Source organism: Chryseobacterium oncorhynchi, from assembly GCF_002899895.1.
GTDB lineage: Bacteria > Bacteroidota > Bacteroidia > Flavobacteriales > Weeksellaceae > Chryseobacterium > Chryseobacterium oncorhynchi.
The window spans coordinates 357241-375938 of the sequence record NZ_PPEI02000003.1; the positions used below are offsets into that span (position 1 = coordinate 357241).

19 protein-coding genes are annotated in these 18698 nt (G+C 35.7%); 9 read left to right on the plus strand and 10 right to left on the minus strand.

The genetic code is table 11. The annotated features are described in order from the left end of the window. Window position 1: 1 nt before the first annotated feature. A complete protein-coding gene (locus C1638_RS11905; protein WP_109621215.1) occupies window positions 2–1543 on the minus strand; it encodes a glycine--tRNA ligase in 1542 nt (513 codons plus the stop codon). A 221-nt stretch (window positions 1544–1764) separates the two neighbouring features. Between C1638_RS11905 and C1638_RS11910 the strand changes: the two genes are divergently transcribed. Then, a complete protein-coding gene (locus C1638_RS11910; RefSeq protein ID WP_109621217.1) occupies window positions 1765–2460 on the plus strand; it encodes a pseudouridine synthase in 696 nt (231 codons plus the stop codon). A gap of 114 nt (window positions 2461–2574) precedes the next feature. Then, on the plus strand, window positions 2575–3612 hold the full coding sequence (locus tag C1638_RS11915) for a quinone-dependent dihydroorotate dehydrogenase (RefSeq protein ID WP_109621219.1): 1038 nt from the start codon (window positions 2575–2577) through the stop codon (window positions 3610–3612). 35 nt (window positions 3613–3647) lie between these two features. Here the strand turns inward: C1638_RS11915 and C1638_RS11920 are convergent, their stop codons facing one another. Next, window positions 3648–4538 carry a hypothetical protein gene (locus C1638_RS11920; protein WP_109621221.1) on the minus strand — a complete coding sequence of 297 codons (891 nt, stop codon included), beginning with the start codon at window positions 4536–4538 and terminating at the stop codon, window positions 3648–3650. Window positions 4539–4556: 18 nt separating this feature from the next. Continuing rightward, window positions 4557–5801 (minus strand): DUF445 domain-containing protein, encoded by a 1245-nt coding sequence (locus C1638_RS11925; protein ID WP_109621223.1) that lies wholly within the window; start codon window positions 5799–5801, stop codon window positions 4557–4559. Window positions 5802–5921: 120 nt separating this feature from the next. Between C1638_RS11925 and msrB the strand changes: the two genes are divergently transcribed. The 3 genes from msrB (at window position 5922) to C1638_RS11940 (ending at window position 7710) form a co-directional block, all read left to right on the plus strand. Further along, window positions 5922–6449, plus strand: a complete 528-nt coding sequence (gene msrB / locus C1638_RS11930) for a peptide-methionine (R)-S-oxide reductase MsrB (protein WP_109621225.1) — start codon at window positions 5922–5924, stop codon at window positions 6447–6449. Window positions 6450–6469: 20 nt separating this feature from the next. After that, the gene (locus C1638_RS11935) at window positions 6470–6856 is read left to right on the plus strand and encodes a DUF7079 family protein (RefSeq protein WP_109621227.1); all 387 of its coding nucleotides are present in this window, start codon (window positions 6470–6472) and stop codon (window positions 6854–6856) included. Between the two features lie 98 nt (window positions 6857–6954). Further along, window positions 6955–7710, plus strand: coding sequence for a murein L,D-transpeptidase catalytic domain family protein (locus C1638_RS11940; protein WP_109621228.1), 756 nt, complete (start codon window positions 6955–6957; stop codon window positions 7708–7710). A 31-nt stretch (window positions 7711–7741) separates the two neighbouring features. Here C1638_RS11940 and C1638_RS11945 read toward each other — a convergent pair whose 3' ends face one another. Both C1638_RS11945 and C1638_RS11950 read right to left on the minus strand, forming a co-directional pair. Beyond that, window positions 7742–9115 (minus strand): HAMP domain-containing sensor histidine kinase, encoded by a 1374-nt coding sequence (locus tag C1638_RS11945; RefSeq protein WP_109621231.1) that lies wholly within the window; start codon window positions 9113–9115, stop codon window positions 7742–7744. Further along, complete coding sequence (locus tag C1638_RS11950; protein ID WP_109621233.1) at window positions 9112–9798, minus strand: response regulator transcription factor; 687 nt, start codon at window positions 9796–9798, stop codon at window positions 9112–9114. Before C1638_RS11950 ends, C1638_RS11945 begins: the two co-directional genes overlap by 4 nt. Before the next feature lie 239 nt (window positions 9799–10037). Between C1638_RS11950 and C1638_RS11955 the strand changes: the two genes are divergently transcribed. Genes C1638_RS11955 through C1638_RS11965 form a run of 3 tightly spaced genes read left to right on the plus strand, consistent with a single transcriptional unit; the run spans window position 10038 to window position 12298 of the window. Next, window positions 10038–11366 (plus strand): hypothetical protein, encoded by a 1329-nt coding sequence (locus C1638_RS11955; protein WP_109621235.1) that lies wholly within the window; start codon window positions 10038–10040, stop codon window positions 11364–11366. Between the two features lie 11 nt (window positions 11367–11377). Then, window positions 11378–11797 (plus strand): Dabb family protein, encoded by a 420-nt coding sequence (locus tag C1638_RS11960; protein WP_165826530.1) that lies wholly within the window; start codon window positions 11378–11380, stop codon window positions 11795–11797. A 21-nt stretch (window positions 11798–11818) separates the two neighbouring features. After that, window positions 11819–12298: a cupin domain-containing protein gene (locus C1638_RS11965; protein WP_228428137.1), complete on the plus strand. Its 480-nt coding sequence runs from the start codon at window positions 11819–11821 to the stop codon at window positions 12296–12298. Window positions 12299–12447: 149 nt separating this feature from the next. Here the strand turns inward: C1638_RS11965 and fabF are convergent, their stop codons facing one another. From fabF to C1638_RS11990, 5 genes are all read right to left on the minus strand, one after another. Next, a complete protein-coding gene (gene fabF / locus C1638_RS11970; protein ID WP_109621239.1) occupies window positions 12448–13689 on the minus strand; it encodes a beta-ketoacyl-ACP synthase II in 1242 nt (413 codons plus the stop codon). A gap of 205 nt (window positions 13690–13894) precedes the next feature. Next, complete coding sequence (locus tag C1638_RS11975; RefSeq protein ID WP_109621241.1) at window positions 13895–15163, minus strand: acetyl-CoA C-acetyltransferase; 1269 nt, start codon at window positions 15161–15163, stop codon at window positions 13895–13897. A gap of 10 nt (window positions 15164–15173) precedes the next feature. Further along, entirely contained in the window at window positions 15174–15779 is a 606-nt protein-coding gene (locus C1638_RS11980) for a TetR/AcrR family transcriptional regulator (RefSeq protein WP_109621243.1), read from the minus strand. 120 nt (window positions 15780–15899) lie between these two features. Then, window positions 15900–16316, minus strand: coding sequence for an OsmC family protein (locus C1638_RS11985; protein WP_109621245.1), 417 nt, complete (start codon window positions 16314–16316; stop codon window positions 15900–15902). 85 nt (window positions 16317–16401) lie between these two features. Next, window positions 16402–17268, minus strand: coding sequence for a helix-turn-helix domain-containing protein (locus tag C1638_RS11990; protein ID WP_109621247.1), 867 nt, complete (start codon window positions 17266–17268; stop codon window positions 16402–16404). 197 nt (window positions 17269–17465) lie between these two features. Between C1638_RS11990 and C1638_RS11995 the strand changes: the two genes are divergently transcribed. Then, window positions 17466–18344 (plus strand): AraC family transcriptional regulator, encoded by an 879-nt coding sequence (locus C1638_RS11995; RefSeq protein ID WP_109621249.1) that lies wholly within the window; start codon window positions 17466–17468, stop codon window positions 18342–18344. Window positions 18345–18698 lie beyond the last annotated feature (354 nt).

The window sequence follows — 18698 nt, forward strand, 5'->3', positions numbered from 1 at the left end:
TCTATAGTTTAGAAAGTAAATTTCTGAAGTTGGTCTTCTCATCAATGATTCTTCTCAACTCTGAAACCGGAACTCTTTCCTGCTTCATTGTATCTCTGTCTCTTATTGTTACCGTATGATCCGTTAAAGAGTCGTGGTCAATGGTAATACAGTAAGGAGTACCGATGGCATCCTGTCTTCTGTAACGTTTTCCGATAGCATCTTTCTCTTCGTAGAATAAGTTGAAATCATATTTCAGGTCATTGAAGATTGTTTCTGCATACTCAGCAAGTCCATCTTTCTTCATCAATGGAAGGATGGCTGCTTTAATTGGAGCAATAGCAGGAGGTAAAGATAATACTGTTCTTTCTGAACCGTCTTCCAATACTTCATCTCTTAAACAATGAGAGAAGATAGAAAGGAATAGTCTGTCTAAACCTACTGAAGTTTCCACTACATAAGGAACATAGTTTTCGTTTCTTTCAGGATCGAAGAACTGAAGCTTTCTTCCTGAGAACTCCTCGTGAGCCTTTAAGTCGAAATCCGTTCTTGAGTGAATTCCTTCCAATTCTTTAAATCCGAATGGGAAATTGAATTCAATATCTGCTGCTGCATTCGCATAGTGAGCCAGTTTTTCATGGTCATGGAATCTGTAGTTGTCATTTCCTAAACCTAAAGCTAAGTGCCAGTTCAGACGTTTTTGCTTCCATTGCTCGTAGAATTCTAGTTCCGTTCCCGGAGCAACGAAGAACTGCATTTCCATCTGTTCAAATTCACGCATTCTGAAGATAAACTGTCTTGCAACAATCTCATTTCTGAAGGCCTTACCAATCTGTGCAATACCGAAAGGAAGCTTATGACGTGAAGTTTTCTGTACATTCAGGAAGTTAACAAAAATACCTTGTGCTGTTTCAGGTCTTAGGTAAAGATCCATTGCAGAATCAGCAGAAGCTCCTAATTTTGTTCCGAACATCAGGTTGAACTGTCTTACTTCTGTCCAGTTTTTAGAACCTGTATCAGGATCAGCAATTTCTAATTCTTCAATTAAAGATTTTACATCAGCAAGATCTTCATTTTCCAATGATTTTGCCAATCTTGAAAGAATAGCCTCTCTTTTTGCTCTGTATTCCAAAATTTTTGGGTTGGTAGCAACAAACTGATCTTTATCGAAAGACTCACCGAATCTCTTCGCTGCTTTTTCAATCTCTTTATTCTCTTTATCTTCAATCTTAGCACAATAATCTTCCACCAAAACGTCTGCTCTGAAACGTTTCTTAGAATCTTTATTATCAATCAATGGATCGTTGAAAGCGTCTACGTGGCCTGATGCTTTCCATGTTGTTGGGTGCATAAGGATCGCCGAGTCAATGCCTACAATATTTTCGTTAAGCTGTACCATAGCTTTCCACCAATATTGTTTGATATTGTTTTTTAATTCGGCACCATTCTGTCCATAATCATAAACAGCGGATAAACCATCATAGATCTCACTTGATGGGAAAATAAACCCATATTCTTTAGCGTGAGAAATTACTTTCTTGAAAACATCTTCTTGCTTTGCCATAATTTTTTTAACGTCTGATGTGCAAAAATATGAATTTGGATTCCAAAATCATGAAATTCCATAAAAAAAGCAGTAAATAAAAGTTCAAAAATTTGCATTTTTATTTTCAAGAGCCGGGAACCTGCTTTCCGCTGTATCTTTTTCGCTTTGCTTAGGTCGCAACAAAAAAGGATGTCGCTGCAATCAGGGCTAGATCGGTTGAAAATTTCTATTTTTGCCCCATGTTAGAAATTCTTTATCGGGACGAACATCTTATTGCCATCAATAAACCGAGCGGATTATTGGTTCATAAATCTTACTATGCAGGAGAGGCAGATACTTACGCCATTCAGGAATTGAGAGATCAGATCGGGCAGTATGTTTATCCTGCGCATCGTTTAGACCGAAAAACTTCTGGTGTTCTGTTATTCACTTTAGATAAAGATTCATTAAGAATAATGAACGATCAATTTGCGACACGAAAAGTTGAGAAAAAATATTTAGTCATTGTTCGTGGCTGGACGAAAGAGGAAGAAACAATTGATTATGATTTGATTAATGAGGACGAAATTCAGCAGAATGCCATTACCTATTATCATCGTTTACAGACTTCAGAAATAGATTTAGCTTTCGGAAAACATCAGACTTCACGTTATTGCCTGGTAGAAGCTATTCCGGAAACAGGTAGGATGCATCAGCTGAGAAAACATTTTAAACATATTTTACACCCCATTTTGGGCTGTCGTCCTTATGGATGTAATAAACAGAATAAACTGTGGCTGGAAACTTTCAATATGAGCAAAATGATGCTTCACGCTCATCAATTAATCTTCGATCATCCTATTACCAACGAAAGAATAACACTGAATGCTAAGGTAAACGAAGAATTCAAGAGAGTAGGAGACATTTTGAACCTCGATTTAAGCTCATATTCTTGATGCTTATTGGATAGATGTACTTTATAGATAGTATTTATAAAACATTTTGATAAAATATCATAGGTAAATCGATGGTTAATTTTAAAATGAGTAATTTTGTAAAACTTTTTTTCAATGTACAAAAGCATCATCAGACCTATTCTTTTCAAATTTGACCCGGAAGATGTTCATCACTTTACTTTTTCGGTGCTCAAGAATTTTGGATTTCTCACTAAATTATTTTTCCCTAAACCCATTGAGGACAAGCGCCTGGAAAGAGAAGTTTTCGGATTAAAATTTAAAAATCCTGTAGGATTGGCTGCTGGTTTCGATAAAAATGCAGTATTATTTAATGAATTGGGTGACCTAGGTTTCGGATTTGTAGAAATAGGAACGGTAACCCCAAAAGCTCAGGCAGGAAATCCTAGGAAAAGATTGTTCCGTTTAATAGAAGATGGCGGAATTATCAACAGAATGGGGTTCAATAATGATGGTCTTGAAGCTGCTATTGAAAAGCTGAAATCAAACAAAGGAAAAATAATCATCGGGGGGAACATAGGAAAAAACACCAATACAAGTCCTGAAAACTATACCCAAGATTACCTAGATTGCTTTGACGGTCTTCATCCTCATGTAGATTACTTTGTATTGAATGTAAGCTGCCCGAATGTGGGAAGCCACGCTAAACTTGAAGATGTAGAGTACCTGCGTGAACTGATCACGGAAGTGAAGAAAATCAACCAATCAAAAACGGTACAGAAACCCATATTACTAAAAATTGCTCCGGATCTTAATAACAATCAATTAGATGAAATTGTTGAGCTTATTGCAGAAACAAAAATTGATGGAGTGATTGCTTCCAATACATCTGTAAACAGAGAAGGCTTAAAAACGTCATCAGAAGTTTTGGAACAAATAGGAAATGGTGGTTTAAGTGGAAAACCTATTCGTGAAAGAAGTACAAAAATCATCAAATACCTTTCGGATAAAAGTAACAGAGCATTCCCAATTATTGGAGTAGGAGGGATTCACTCTGCAAAGGATGCTATTGAAAAATTAGATGCAGGAGCAAGTCTAGTTCAGTTGTATACCGGATTTATTTACGAAGGCCCGGAATTGATTAACGAAATTAATCAGGAGCTTTTGAAAAGAGCAAGCAGATTACCAAGATAAGATAAAGTAAAAGAGTTCATTTTTGAGCTCTTTTTTTATTTTGATTTTATAACGAGAGCATTTTTTACATCAACAGTAAGGGTGTGGGCTGGTAAAGAATCTGATTTACCCACTTTAAGCTGTATCATTTTTCCATCTTTTGATTTTGTTTCAACCGTATCATATATATTCTCCAGACAGCTTTCGGTAAGGAACTCTTCATAACGTTTATAATTCCAGTCTTTGGTAAAGTACAGAATCCTGTATCCTTTTTCCCCTTCACTGGCTCCGCATCTCCCACAGGCATTAAAATTTGAAGAATGTTCAAAATACAAAAGAACCCGATTCCCTTTCTCTCCGGACACATATGATATCAATTCATTTCCACCATATTGATTGATGAAATCAAAAGTGTTGATCTTTTTGTTATTGGGCAGGATCAGATAATTGTTATATCGGTAGATCATATCATTACCGGTGAATAATTGGGCTGGTAGTACTTTACTTCCTAGATAAAATTTTCCTGAAATAGGATTTTCTTTAGTTTGTTGATCTTCTGCAAATATGATGGACTCCTTTGGACGGAGGTTTTGTGCAATTTCAGCGATCTTTTCCACTTTCTGTGGGGACGTAATATCTTCTTTAAGCTTGGCCGAATTTTGTTTATGCTTTGTTCCGAAATTGTATAAAGCCAGTTTGCCATAATCATAAATTCCGGTAAGGGGAAGTTTCTTCTGATATTTATCGTAATAATACCAACCCTCTACAAAATACTGATACAGGCTGCAATCTGCAATACCGGCATAATGAAGCTGCATGGTGATAGGAACGCCTGCAATTTCTCCCTTGAAGAGTTGTGAAGAATCTGTAACCTTTTTTAATTCAATCTTTTGACAGAAAAGAATAGTAAAGGAGAGGGATAATAATAACGTAAGGATTTTTTTCATGGTTAAGGTGTCACATTTTTAAAGGAAGAAGTTGGCGATGGTATAGATAATTAACCCTACCAGACCTCCTACCAATGTACCGTTTACACGGATAAACTGAAGATCTTTTCCTACTTCCAGCTCTAGCTTTTCACTTAACTCCTTACCCTGCCAGTTTCCTACGGTATTACTGATAAGGCTTCCAAATTGATGGGTGTTTTTCAGAATGTATTTGTAGGCTGTTACACGAACCCAATGATCAATCTTGTTTTGAAGATTTTCATCTGTTTTTAGGTTTTGTGAAAACTCGTTGAGGTTATTCAACAGATAGTTTTTCAATGCCGAATGATCTTCCTGTAATTCTTTCATCAATGTTTTTTTGATGGAAACCCAAATGTCATTGGAATATTCATCAAGTTTATCACTCTTCAGAAGACCGTTTTTGATTGTTTTGAACTCTTCATCCCATTTTGGATCTTCTTTAAGATCAGTAGAAAATTCATGAATCTTTTGAGTGATTAATGTTCTTACTTCGTGTTCCTGATTTTCTTCAATTTCCCTGAAGAACTCAGACAGGCCATCTGTAATCTTGTCTGCAATTTTATTATCAACAAAGGATGGAATGAACGAGTAACTGCCTTTCTTTACACGATCCTGGATCATTTCATCGTTTTCAATAATATATTCTTTGATCTGTTTAGACAGGTTGGTAATAATTCTCTGGTGATCATTCTTTTCCAAAATATAATGGATTCCGTTTCCTACCACCTTATTGAGCTTAATATCATCAGTCATATCAGATACTTTTTTACTGATAAACTGGCTTACTGTAGAGTCATCAAGTTTATTGAGGATGTCAAGAACAATATCTGCGAGATTTTTGACAAGAATATTTTGATTTTTTTCCTTTCCAAGCCACTCGCCTACAAAGTTGGAAATCTTTATCTTTTGAATGTAGGGACGTATATTCTGAGGCGAAAGAAAATTGCTAACGACAAAGCTTCCCAGATTATCTCCCAATCTTTGTTTACTATTTTCAATCAGATTAGTGTGAGGAATGGGTAAACCTAAAGGATGGCGGAACAGAGCTGTTACAGCAAACCAATCGGCTAGGGCGCCTACCATGGCGGCTTCGGCAAAAGCGCGTACGTAACCAACCCAATGAGAGGGATTGGACTTCTGTAATATAGTTGTAACAATGAAAATAAGGGCCATCAGAACAAATAGACCTGTGGCAAAAGCCTTATATTTTCTAAGCTGTTTTCTTTTTGCTTCGTCATTCATATTCTCAAATTTACTAAATTTGGTTATGAAACTGTTTAATCTTTATAAAAGCTTTAAACACTTTAGGTAACTTAAATGTTTTTAAATCTTGCAGTTCAACTTTAAGAGTTAAAATTTACAATGAAATTCTTAGTTTCAATTATCATATTAATTTTTCTGCAGGGATGTACGCAGAAACAACAACCCATTAAAACCACTTCTATGGAAAATACAGAAGCAAAAAACAATCCATACTATTCAAGAACCGATACTGCAAAGCTGAATATCTCCAATGATGAATGGAAGAAAATTCTAGCTCCCGATCTTTATGCTATTGCGAGAGAAGCTGCCACAGAAAGAGCATTTACAGGAAAGTACAATGAATTCGATGAGGTAGGAGATTACTATTGTGCCGTTTGTGGAAATCATTTATTCCGTTCCACTTCAAAATTTGCAAGCAGCTGTGGCTGGCCAAGTTTCTTTGAAGCTGATAAGGAAGGGGTATATTATAAAAGAGATCAGGCCTACGGAATGGAGAGGGTAGAAGTTCTTTGTAAAAGATGTGATTCTCATTTGGGACATGTTTTTGATGATGGTCCGAAGCCTACCGGATTAAGATATTGCATGAATTCCGTAAGTCTGGAATTTGTTTCGGATTCACAAAAATAAAATCATTTTATCTACTTACTATGGGAGAGGAGAGTCTGGAAAATAGAAAACAAATCTGGATCGCTCTGTCAGAACTATATCTTGATACAGAGCTTCAGGAGTCAGATTTCAAATATGTGGCAAAAGTTCTCTTTGAAAGCCCTTTTACTTTTGAAGAAATAAAAAGGATTGACGAATATGAAGTTTTTCCGGTCCTCTTTTCAAATCTACTAAGTCCGGCAGGAGAATGGGCAGGATTTAATGAGCTAATATTGGTTAAAAATATTATGAAATGGATCGAATCAAGAAGTAAGCTGGATATTTTCGCTGTCAAATGTATTTACCTTTTCTATGGTAAGATAAATAGGAGTTATTGGAAAAGAATAGAAGAGATTTATAATCAGATAGATGGAGGAGGTCACCGTTAAAGTTTCTTAAATTGAGTTAAACTTTTTGGAGTTATAACTGGCTGGTAATTATGTTTTTATAATTTTGCCCCACTAATTTGGAATTAATATATTATTGAATGAATGGATTTTATGGCGTATTAGGCCTTATTTACATGGTGACAACCTCATTCTATCTTTCTCCAAGAACGGCGGTAAAGAATGAAAATGTCATCACGACAAAAACTGAAAGAGTAACTGACACGAAATCTGAGAAGAGTACAGCTGTTGTATCTTCGTCAGAAGCATTATACAATTCAATTGCATTTGAATCTGAACACGAACTGAACTACGAAGTATTCTCTAAAGCATTAACAGGATTTGAAAACTTAAAGAAAGCCGGATTGCTTACTCAGGACTCGCATTTATTGACTATCTGCGATTTTTCTATGTCCTCCAATATGAAAAGACTTTGGGTGATAGATCTTGATGACAAAAAAGTAGTATTCAACTCATTGGTTGCCCACGGAAAAAATACAGGCGAAGAATTTGCTACGAATTTTTCTAACACGGAAAGTTCGCGGCAGAGCAGCATGGGATTTTATATCACAGATGCAACTTATCAGGGTGACAACGGATATTCACTGAAGTTACTGGGAATGGATAAAGGTTTCAATGACGCTGCATACAGAAGAGCAATTGTAATGCATGGTGCAGATTATGTAAGCGATCAATTTGCTGCTACACACAAAAGAATCGGAAGAAGCTGGGGATGTCCGGCAATACCAAGGGAACTGACACAATCTATGATCAATACAATAAAAGGAAGAAATTTATTATTCATTTATTATCCTGATCAGAATTATCTTTCCTCTTCGGAATGGTTAAAATCATAAAAATAAAAAGCAGTCAGATTAGACTGCTTTTTTATTTTTTGGAGGGAAATACTACCGTAAATATACTTCCTTTCGAAACTTCAGAATCTATAGTCAATCGACCTTCATGAATTTCTACAATTCTTTTTACAATAGAAAGACCGATTCCGTTTCCCTTTTCAAAATTTTTGTTAGAACCCCGGTAAAAAAGGTCATAAATTTTTAAAAGATCATTTTCTGAAATACCAATACCGTGGTCTATGAAATGGATTTTTATATATTCTGAATGGGTTTCTATTTCTATATGACAACTTTTGTCTTCGGAATACTTACAGGCATTTTCCATCAGGTTTGAGAAAGCAACTTGCAAAAGGTAAGGATTGCCATAAAAATCATAATTGTTTTCATCATCATCAGAGGCGTTACTCATATAGTTGATTCCGATTTTGTAATGGATATTTTTCTGGAGCAATGCAAGTTTGGCTTCTGCTAGGATCTCATCCAGACGGAGCGTGGTAAGACTGATTTGTGATACATCATAACTGGCTCTGGCGAAATCCAGAAGAGCCGAAGATAGCTCTGAGGCATCATTAGCATCTTGCAGAGCATTGTCAATAGAAAGTTTATAGTCCTCCAATGTCACATTAAGTTCCTTCGCAAGTTCAAGTTCTGCAATTAAGATAGAAAGAGGAGTTCGGAACTCATGGGAGATGGTGGTAACAAATTGCTTATGATTGTTAAAGGATTTTTCCAGCCTATTGAATGTAGAATTAAAAGTTTCAGTCAGCTCATAAATTTCATCTTTTGCCTTAGGAACATTCAGCCGTTTATTCAGATTGTGCTCAGAGATATCGCGGATCTGAAGAATAATATCTTTTAAAGGCTTTAAAGTGTAATACGAAAAAAGGAATCCGACAATGAAAATAATCGCAATAGAGCTAAGATAAATGATGATGATATCTTTCTTAAATTCTGAGATATGAGCTTTTCCGGTGATGTCTACTGCACTTCCAATGATATAATATTTTTCTTTGTTTGAATCAAATTGAATAGCGATATACTGACGATCACCCTGCTGCCAGAATATTCTGTTTTTATTGGATCGGATAATTTTATCCAGATATTTTTCATTGCTTTTTAATGGAGGAATATCTGTAAATGTAAGCTCTTTTTTACTGTTATAAACACTGATATCTGCTTCATTCAATAGTTTTTGGTTACGTTGGTGAAGTTCACGGATTTTTTCATTAGTGATTTTCACATCAAAGATAAATTCAGACCGCCAGATAACTTTGTAGCCCAAACGATCATTAAACTCATCTTCCCTGTTTTTTTCGGAAACGAAATAAAGAACATAGGCAAACAAAAAGAGAATGCCTGCCGTAAGGATGGAGTATATGAGTGCTGTTCTGGTTGCTATTTTCATAGTTGTGAGGCAAAAATAAATCCTACACCTGGTTTGGTATGAATAAGTTTATGGTCAAAATTTTTATCAATCTTTTTCCGCAGATAAGCAATATAAACATCAATATAATTCGTTCCGGTATCAAAATGATTTCCCCATACATTGTCTGCAATTTCTTCACGGGTAAGAATTCTTTCGGCATTGCTTACCAGAAACACAAGCAGTTTAAACTCTTTGGGAGTGAGTTCAATTTCTTTTCCGTTTCTGAAGACTCTGTTGATTTTTTTATCAATCTTAAGGTCATGATATTCCAGATCCGTTACATAAGCTTCTTTATTTCTATTTGATTTTCTTTGCAGAATAGCCTTTATCCTCACATAAAGTTCTCTGATTTCAAATGGTTTTACCATATAGTCATCCGCTCCTGCATCAAATCCCTCAATCTTTTCATCAATAGTCCCCAACGCAGTAAGCATGATAATGGGCAGATCAGGATATTTCTGTTTAATCAGCTTACACAGGTCAATGCCACTCATTTTTGGGAGCATAATATCTGTAATCGCAAGATCAAATGTTATTTTATTCAATAGGACAATAGCATCTTCTGCATCTTCCGAAATATACACCTGATAGTCCTGGCTTTCCAGTCCTCTCTTCAAAAGGCTTGAAACGCGTGAATTATCTTCTATAATTAAAACTTTCATAAGGAAATAATATGAGCCTAAAGGGTTGGTTTTTTCATCAAGTTTTAGATTTCAAAATATTGATTTTCAGTTGTCCTAAAAGCCTATACAAAGGTATTTTATATTTTTCTTTTATCAGAAAAGATTAACCTTTTTAATAGTTTTCTATAAGGTTTCTAATAGTTTTCTAATAACTGAAGCAGCATTCCCGATCTAATTTTGTCCCGTTGAAATCAACAAAAAGATAAGAATAGAAAAATATGAAGACTACCTCTTTCAGAACCGGAATTGCTTTGCTTTCCCTATTGGGATTCATGGGAAAATTAGAAGCTCAGAAAAAAAACGATTTTAATAATCCCGGGCTAACGCATTATTTCAATGATGAACATTCACGATATATTTCCCTTAGCGGTTATGCGGAACTATGGGCCAGATATACACAGCTTAATCCGGGAAGTCTTGTTAATAATGAGGCAAAATCAGATCTGTCTGACCTTTCTCTTCGTAGAGTTCGTGTGAAAATGACTTATAAGCCCACTGAAAAACTAATGTTTGTGTTACAGGGAGGAACCACCAATGTTAATGTCAATGCAAAAGGGAGTAATTATTTTGATCTTTTGGATGCTTATGCTGAATATGCTTTCAATGATAAAATTGCTTTTGGTGCAGGGCGTTCTACTTGGCGTGGTCTTTCAAGATTTACTACAGGCCCTTTGAATACTTTATTATATGATTTGCCGGCTTATGCTACATCCAATGCCGGAGCTACAGATTATACCGTAAGAGAGCTGAGTGCTTATATTAAAGGGCAGCTTGGAAAATTTGATTACCGCCTGGTTGTAGCTGACCCTTATACAATGGCGACTTCGGATCCGAAACTGAATGTAGCTTCTTTCAGCAAGAATTCTCCGGGAAAAGACTTCTCCGGATATTTCAGATATGCTTTTTTAGATAAAGAAAATATTTCTACTCCTTTCAATTCCGGGACGTATGTAGGGAAGAAAAATGTGCTGAGCCTTGGAGCTGGGTTTGATTATATCCACAATGCATTATGGCATCTGGACGCTGGTAAAAATACAGTAAATGATGATATGAAGAGCTTTGCCGTAGACTTATTTTATGATGCGCCACTTAACAAAGCAAAAGGAACTTCCATAAGTGCATATGGAATGGCAATGCATAACGATTACGGTCCCAATTATATTCGATATGTAGGAACCAACAATCCGGCAACCTCTGTAGATGTTACACAAGCCAGCCTGAACGGAGCGGGAAATGCTATGCCCGTTATTGGAACAGGAAATACGTATTATGTACAATTAGGAGGGACTCTTCCTTATTTGAATAAAGAAAAGAAAAATCTTCAGCTTCAGCCTGCTGTGGGAATGCAGCTGTCAGACCTTAAAGGACTTCATGATAATGCAGTTATTTATGATGCTGGAATTTCCTTGTTGATGAACGGAATGTCTTCGCGATTAACTTTTGATGCACAAAACAGACCTGTTTACGCTAATGATCCTTCAAACAATGCCGTAGTTTCTGAGAGAAAATGGCAGTTTGTCCTTAAATATAGAATAGATTTTAATTAAAATAAATGACGATGGAAAGAAGAAAATTTTTATTCCAGTCAGTTAAGGCTTCTGCATTTCTCTTGATTTCAGGAAATCTGTTGGCCAACCATTTACCCATGTTTAACCCAATAAAAAAGAAAAAAATGTACTTCCATTATTTACTGTTTTGGCTCAGAAAAGATCTTTCCGAGCATGAAGTAAAAGAATTTGAAAATTTTTTTGAAGGTCTTAAAAAACTTCCTTATCAAAAGAATCTCCGTTACGGAAAACCTGCAGACTCCAGCCCAAGAAGTGTTTTAGACAGCAGTTTTACCTACAATGCTTCTATGGAATTTGATAGCCTGGAAGAGCTTGAAGCCTATGGAAAACTTCCTGAGCATCTGGCTTTAGTTCAACAATATAAACCATTCTTTGACAGAATGCTGGTTTATGATACTGTGTATAATTAAAAATAAAAAATTAAATTTATAATGAAAAATTTCATTAAAGGCTTCAGCCTTGTTTTAGCATTAAGTACTGTAGGACTTATGAACGGACAACATAAAAACCACAAAAATGTAAGTGTAACTCCGGAAGCTTCTTCCGAGTTTATTCCTGCTATAAGATTAATTAATAATCCCGATGGATCATGTACTTTTGAGAAAGGAAAAATACCGACTCTTAAACACATGAACACCACGACTTTCTGGATGAGTAATAAAACGGAAGAATGGGAAAAAAATGCCCATCCGGCACCCAGAAGACAATATGTTATTACAATTAAGGGAAATATAAGATTTAAAGTAACAGATGGATCTACCTTTATAATTAAACCGGGAGTCGTTCTTTTAGCGGAAGACCTTCAAGGAACAGGACATAGTTGGGATATGGTGAAAAGTAAAGAATGGGAGAGGCTGTATGTTCCGATTTCAGAAAACTCGGATGACTTTTTTATCCCGGACGCTAAGTAATCTTTGATAAAAATCTCTTTTTGAGAGAGTATATATATTCGTTATGTTTTGAAGCAGTCAGTTTTGGCTGCTTTTTTGAAATCATAGTGGGTAAAAAATCCCTGCATGACTATCATGCAGGGATTTCTTATTATTATTTTTAATTCAGATTATCTGAACTTCTTGAATACTAAAGTTGCATTATGCCCTCCAAAACCAAAGGCATTGCTCAGTGCAAAATTGATATCTTTTTCTTTTGCTTTCCCAAAAACAATATTAATATCTTTCGGAATGTTCTCGTCAATATGATGAAGGTTAATGGTAGGAGGAATAATTCCATTTTGAATAGCCTTAATGGAAAGAATAGCTTCAACGGCTCCGGCAGCACCCAATAAATGCCCTGTCATGGATTTAGTAGCACTTATATCAAGGTTTTTACTTCCTTTAAAAGCATTGTTAATTGCTTTTAATTCAACTAAATCTCCCAGTGGTGTTGAAGTGGCGTGTGGATTAATATAATCTATATCTTCCATGTTCACACCAGCTTCTTTTACAGCGATTTGCATGGCTTTGATAGCTCCAATACCGTCAGGATGAGGTGCTGTCATGTGATAAGCATCTGCCGTCATAGCCGCTCCTGCCAATTCAGCATAGATTTTTGCCCCTCTTGCTTTGGCGTGTTCATACTCTTCCAGAATTAAAGCTCCGGCTCCTTCACCCATTACAAATCCGTCTCTCTCTGCATCATAAGGACGACTGGCGGAGGTAATATCATCATTTCTTGTAGACATTGCCTTCATAATAGAGAATCCTCCAATAGATGCAGGAGTAATAGCAGCTTCAGAACCACCACTTACGATTACTTTCGCCTTTCCGAGACGGATATAATTGAAAGCGTCCATTATTGCTGTATTTCCTGTTGCACAAGCAGAAACCGTTGTATAATTGATTCCCTGAAGTCCATATTTCATGGAAATCATTCCGGAAGCCATGTTGGCAATAAATTTAGGGACAAAAAATGGATTAAAACGTGGTGTTCCATCACCTTGCGCGAAATCCATTACCTCCTTTTCAAAAGTCCACATTCCGCCTTGCCCTGTTCCCCAGATCACACCTGTATCAAAAGGATCCATATTTTCAAGCTCAAGACCGGAATCTTTTAATGCCTCCGCAGAAGCGTACATTGCATATTGTGTAAAAAGATCACTTCTTTTAATTTCATTGTGGGTAAGGTGTACCTTTGGGTCAAAACCCTTTACCTCACAAGCAAAGTGTACCTTAAACTTTTCTGAATCGAAATGAGTGATTAACCCTGCTCCGCTAGCTCCGTTAATACTGTTTTGCCAAAAATCTTCGACATTATTTCCCAGGGGAGTCAATGCTCCCAAGCCTGTAATGACAACTCTTTTCATATTTAGTTATTAATTTTAAACAGATTAGATTTTCATGTGGTAAATCCGATTTACCCATGCTTCATTTTCACTTCTTTCTTTTATCATTTGGGTTTTCATTTGCAATATTATCATTTTTCTTTCGCTACAGACGAATAATTAGACATATTATTTATAGCATAACGAAATAATTTTAGATAAAAGAGAGTACTTTTATTATTGTAAACTACTTTTCTATGATCATGGTTACTCCCTGACCTCGAGCAGCACAGATCGAAATAAATCCTTTGCCACTGCCTTTTTCATTCAGAAGTTTGGCTAATGTTGCGATGATTCTTCCACCCGTTGCAGCAAAAGGATGAGCCGCAGCAAGGCTTCCCCCTTTTACATTCAGTTTATTTCTGTCAATTTTTCCAAGAGCTTTCTCCAACCCGAATTGCTTTGCCAGATCATCATTTTCCCAGATTTTGATGGTGGCTAAGACCTGTGCCGCAAAGGCTTCATGGATTTCGTAGTAATCAAAGTCTCCCAGATTCATATTGGCTTTCTTCAACATTCTTTCAGCAGCAAAAACAGGGGCTAACAGCAGATTTTGCTGATTCTCCACATATTCTATTCCTGCCAGTTCTGAGAATGTAATATAAGCCAAAATAGGTAAGTTATTTGCTTTTGCCCAATCTTCACTTGCCAACAAAACCGCAGAAGCCCCATCGGTAAATGGAGTGGAGTTTCCGGCAGTTAAAGTTCCGTTCTGCTTATCAAAGGCAGGTTTTAATTGAGATAGCTTTTCAAGGCTGGTATCACGGCGTAGATTATTATCTTTCTCTAAACCAAATGCAGGCGTGATCATATCATCAAAAAATCCTTCATCATACGCTTTTGCCATGTTTTGGTGACTATTAAAAGCAAGTTTATCCTGATCTTCTCTTGAAATTTTATAATATTTAGCCGTAATCTCAGTATGCCCTCCCATTACCAAACCTGTCTTAGGCTCCTGTCCTTTGTAAGGAATAGGCATCCAGTCTTTCAGTCTTGGACTTAGTAGATGTTTCAATTTTCCAAATGCAGATTTTTCTTTGTTCGCATTCAAAAGAGCTTTTCTTAATCGAGGAGACGATTCAAAAGGAATATTGCTCATCGCTTCTACACCACAGGCGATTCCGCTTTCTATCTGCCCCAACGCAATTTTGTTTCCAATGTAAATAGCCGCCTCAATACCCGTATCACAGGCTTGCTGAAGATCACAAGCTGGTGTGGCAGGATCTAGTGAGGTATTCATTACCGTTTCTCTGATGAGGTTACTCTCAGAAATATGTTTGATAACTGCTCCGCCTGCAACTTCGCCAAGTAATTTTCCTTTGAGCTGGTGACGGTCTATCAAGCCATTAAGGGCTACGAGCAAGAGATCCTGATTCCCTTTTTCTGAATAGGCTGTATTCATTCTGGCAAATGGGATTCTATTGTATCCTACAATTGCCACTTTTTTTGTTTCCATATTTTGAAATTTATGATGGAAGAATAGTTAATTCATGATCGATCATTCTTTTGATCTTATCCAAAGCTTGATTCAGGTATTTTTCATCATCCATAGTCTTGGAGAGTAAAATTCCTCCCTCGATCAGCATAACAAATAGAGATGCATATTCTTCTGCATTCATCAATGTATTCAATTCTCCATTTTTTTGTCCCTGAATAATCACCTTTGTAATTTTTTCTGTCCATAAGGAGAAAGATTTCTGGACATGTTTTTTCAGAGCCGGAAATGAATCATCTGCTTCTGTTGCAGCATTCATCAGCGGGCATCCGCCGTTTGAGAAGACTGAGTTCCAGTTTTTCCTGTAAAAATCGACAAAGGCATGAAGTTTTTCCTTTGAAGTTGAATATTGATCTCCAAGGGAATGATTCATTATTTTACTTAACAGACCGGCATTGTACTTATACACCTCAATGGCCACCTGATCCTTATTCTCAAAATTTCCATAAATACTACCCTTGGTAAGTCCTGTTGCCTGAGTGATATCCGACAATGATGTAGATATATAACCTTTTGTATTGAATAAAGTTGCGGTTTTCTCGATGATAAATTGCTTTGTCTTTTCTGCCTTTGACATTTTAAGTATCTAATTTTAATGCAAATATACAAAAATATACCACTTGGTATATTTTGTTTTAAAAATTAAGTCTGAATGCTTATCAGGATTCAGACTTACTGTATTGTTTGTATTGAATGTTTAGACTAAAGTAGCATTCAAAGTAATTTCAAAATTGAAAGCAGCACTTACTGGGCATCCTTCTTCTGCTATTTTAGCATACTTTTGAAATTCCTCCTCTGAAATTCCAGAAACCTTTGCCGTTAAAGTTAGCTCAGATTTTGTGATTTTCCCAATGTTTGGATCAAGAGTAATGACAGAAGTGGTTTTCAGTTCTTCCGGATTGTAGCCTGCCTGTGATAATTCTGCATCCAACTTCATGGTGAAGCATCCTGCATGGGCTGCAGCAAGTAATTCTTCAGGATTAGTTCCCACTCCCTCTGCAAAACGACTGTTGAAAGAATACTGAGTTTGGTTTAAAGTTGTACTTTGGGTAGTGATATGTCCTTTACCTTCTTTAATGGTACCGTTCCAAACGGCTGTTGCGTTACGTCTCATAATGTTTGTTTTGGTTTAATATTGTTTGATTTTGATGTTACAAAGATAGGTCGGTTAGTGGGTTGGATTCAATAGATAAAAAGACTTAAATATTGTACTTTTTTCCCGACGAGTAATTTTTTTTAAAATTTGCTGGTGTACTTCCTGTTTTATGAGTAAAAAGTCGGTTGAAATAGGCCGGATCTTCATATCCCAGATCATAAGCAATTTCCTTAACGGGTTTATCTGTGTAAAAAAGTAACCTCTTTGCTTCTAATAATATTCTGTTGATAATAAACTGATTGGGAGATTCCAGATTTAAGCTTTTAAATTTATGAGTTAAAGTTTTAGGCGCAATGTGAAGAAGTTCGGCATAATCCGAAACATGATGCTTTTTTCTGAAATGGATTTCCAGATGCCTGCTAAAATCTCTGAAAATATCAAGCTCACTGCCTTGTATTTTTATCGTATCATTATCTAGATTTTGTTTTTTCCATTTTCTGGTAGCTCTGATGATGATCTGTTTTACATAGGTTCTGATCATCTCTTCTGCAGAAGAATCTTTCCATTCAAGTTCATCTTTAATGTTTTGGAATAATCCTTTTATCATTATTGCTTCAGACGGATCAAGCTCAACGAAAGGGATTTCAAATATATTATGAAAGAGGAGACCATCGCAGGCCACTTCTTTATCATGAATCTGAATGCAATAAAAATCACGGTTATAGTGGAGAAGCATAGATTCTTCTTTTCCTTTTTCTATGTTTAGACGTTGACTGGTGAGAAAGAATAAAGACGGTTTTTTGGTTTTATACCGGTTAAAGTCTACGGTAAGCTCATACCCCAATGGAATGAAGAATACTTTGATGTCTGATCTGAACAGATTTCCGTTGAAGTTCCCCAAATTTTCTTCAGAAAATATTTCCAGCCCAAGTCTTTTATAATGATCTTCAAAAATAAGTGGTTGCAACATACTTTAACTTTAGTCTAAAGATACAAAAAAGCATGATCTTGAACATATTAAATTACAGATACCCTTGTTTTGTGAGCAGAATATTGAATCGGAACGAAAAAAAATAGAAATATGTTTTTAGATTGGTATTATTTTATCAATTTTACAAGAACTTGTATCGCGATTTATAGTATTAACCTTTTTTCAAAACGGCCTGCATGAGTGAATTAGAAAATATTCTGAGAGAAATAACTCCACTATCTCCTGAGGACAGTTTTCTGGTGTTTGACAGGATCAAGGCCTCATTTGATTTTCCTTACCACTATCATCCGGAAATTGAAATTAACTTTGTATACAAAGGAAAAGGCTACCGCAGGATGATTGGAGATCACACGGGCGAAATCGGAAATATAGAATTGGTATTGGTAGGACCTAATTTACCGCATTGCTGGGCCAATTACAAGTGCAAAAACAGAAAAACTCACGAGATTACTATTCAGTTCAATCAGGATTTTTTTAATCAGTCGATGATGCAGAAAAATATCCTGAAACCAATTAATAATCTGATGAAAGATTCGATCAGAGGAATTCTTTTTTCAACTGAAACTGCAGAAAAACTAAAAGATTCGTTTCTTAATCTCTCCAAGATGAACAGTTTTGAATCTTTCATAGAAATTATGAAGATCCTTAATGAACTGGCTGTTGCAGAAGATAAAATACTGCTGTCGTCTTACAGTATAGAGCTTGAAACTTTTGGTGATAATGATAAAATGAAGATTGTTCATGATTTTGTTCATAAGAATTTTGAGAATAAAATAACCTTGGATAATGTAGCTTCTCTGATCAATATGAGTAATGTGACGTTCAACCGTTTTATTAAAAAGAGAACGGGGAAAACATTTATCAATTATCTTAATGAAATACGGATCAGCTATGCAGCACGTTGGCTGATGGAAAAGAATCTTACTGTCTTTGAAATCGCTTTTGAGGCTGGTTTTAATAACATTGCCAATTTCAACAAGGTCTTCAAATCTATCAAAAAAACAACGCCTACAGAATTTAAAGAACAGTTTAAAGGCGTTAAAAAAATTGAATAATTTTATGTTAAAATTTGCTACCTCAGTGGTATCAGTTTTTTTGTTTTTTTAAGACATTCAACAGAATATTTCGTTTCTTTTTAACAAAATATGAAGATAAATCCTCTTTTTTTGATTGACAGGATGGTGTTTTATTTTACTGATAATAAGGGTGTTATTTGCTTTTTTCTAAAGGTTCTGAAAAAATAATATCGTTTTATGATAAAATAGTATTATATCAGACTGGCTACAAAATTTAGATTTGTCAATGTGAATTAAATCTTAACAAAACTTTAAATTATTTAATGCATAAGCGGCAAAAAATTGTCAAAAGAATAATAATTTTTTCTGTATTGAAATATAAAGTAATGTCAT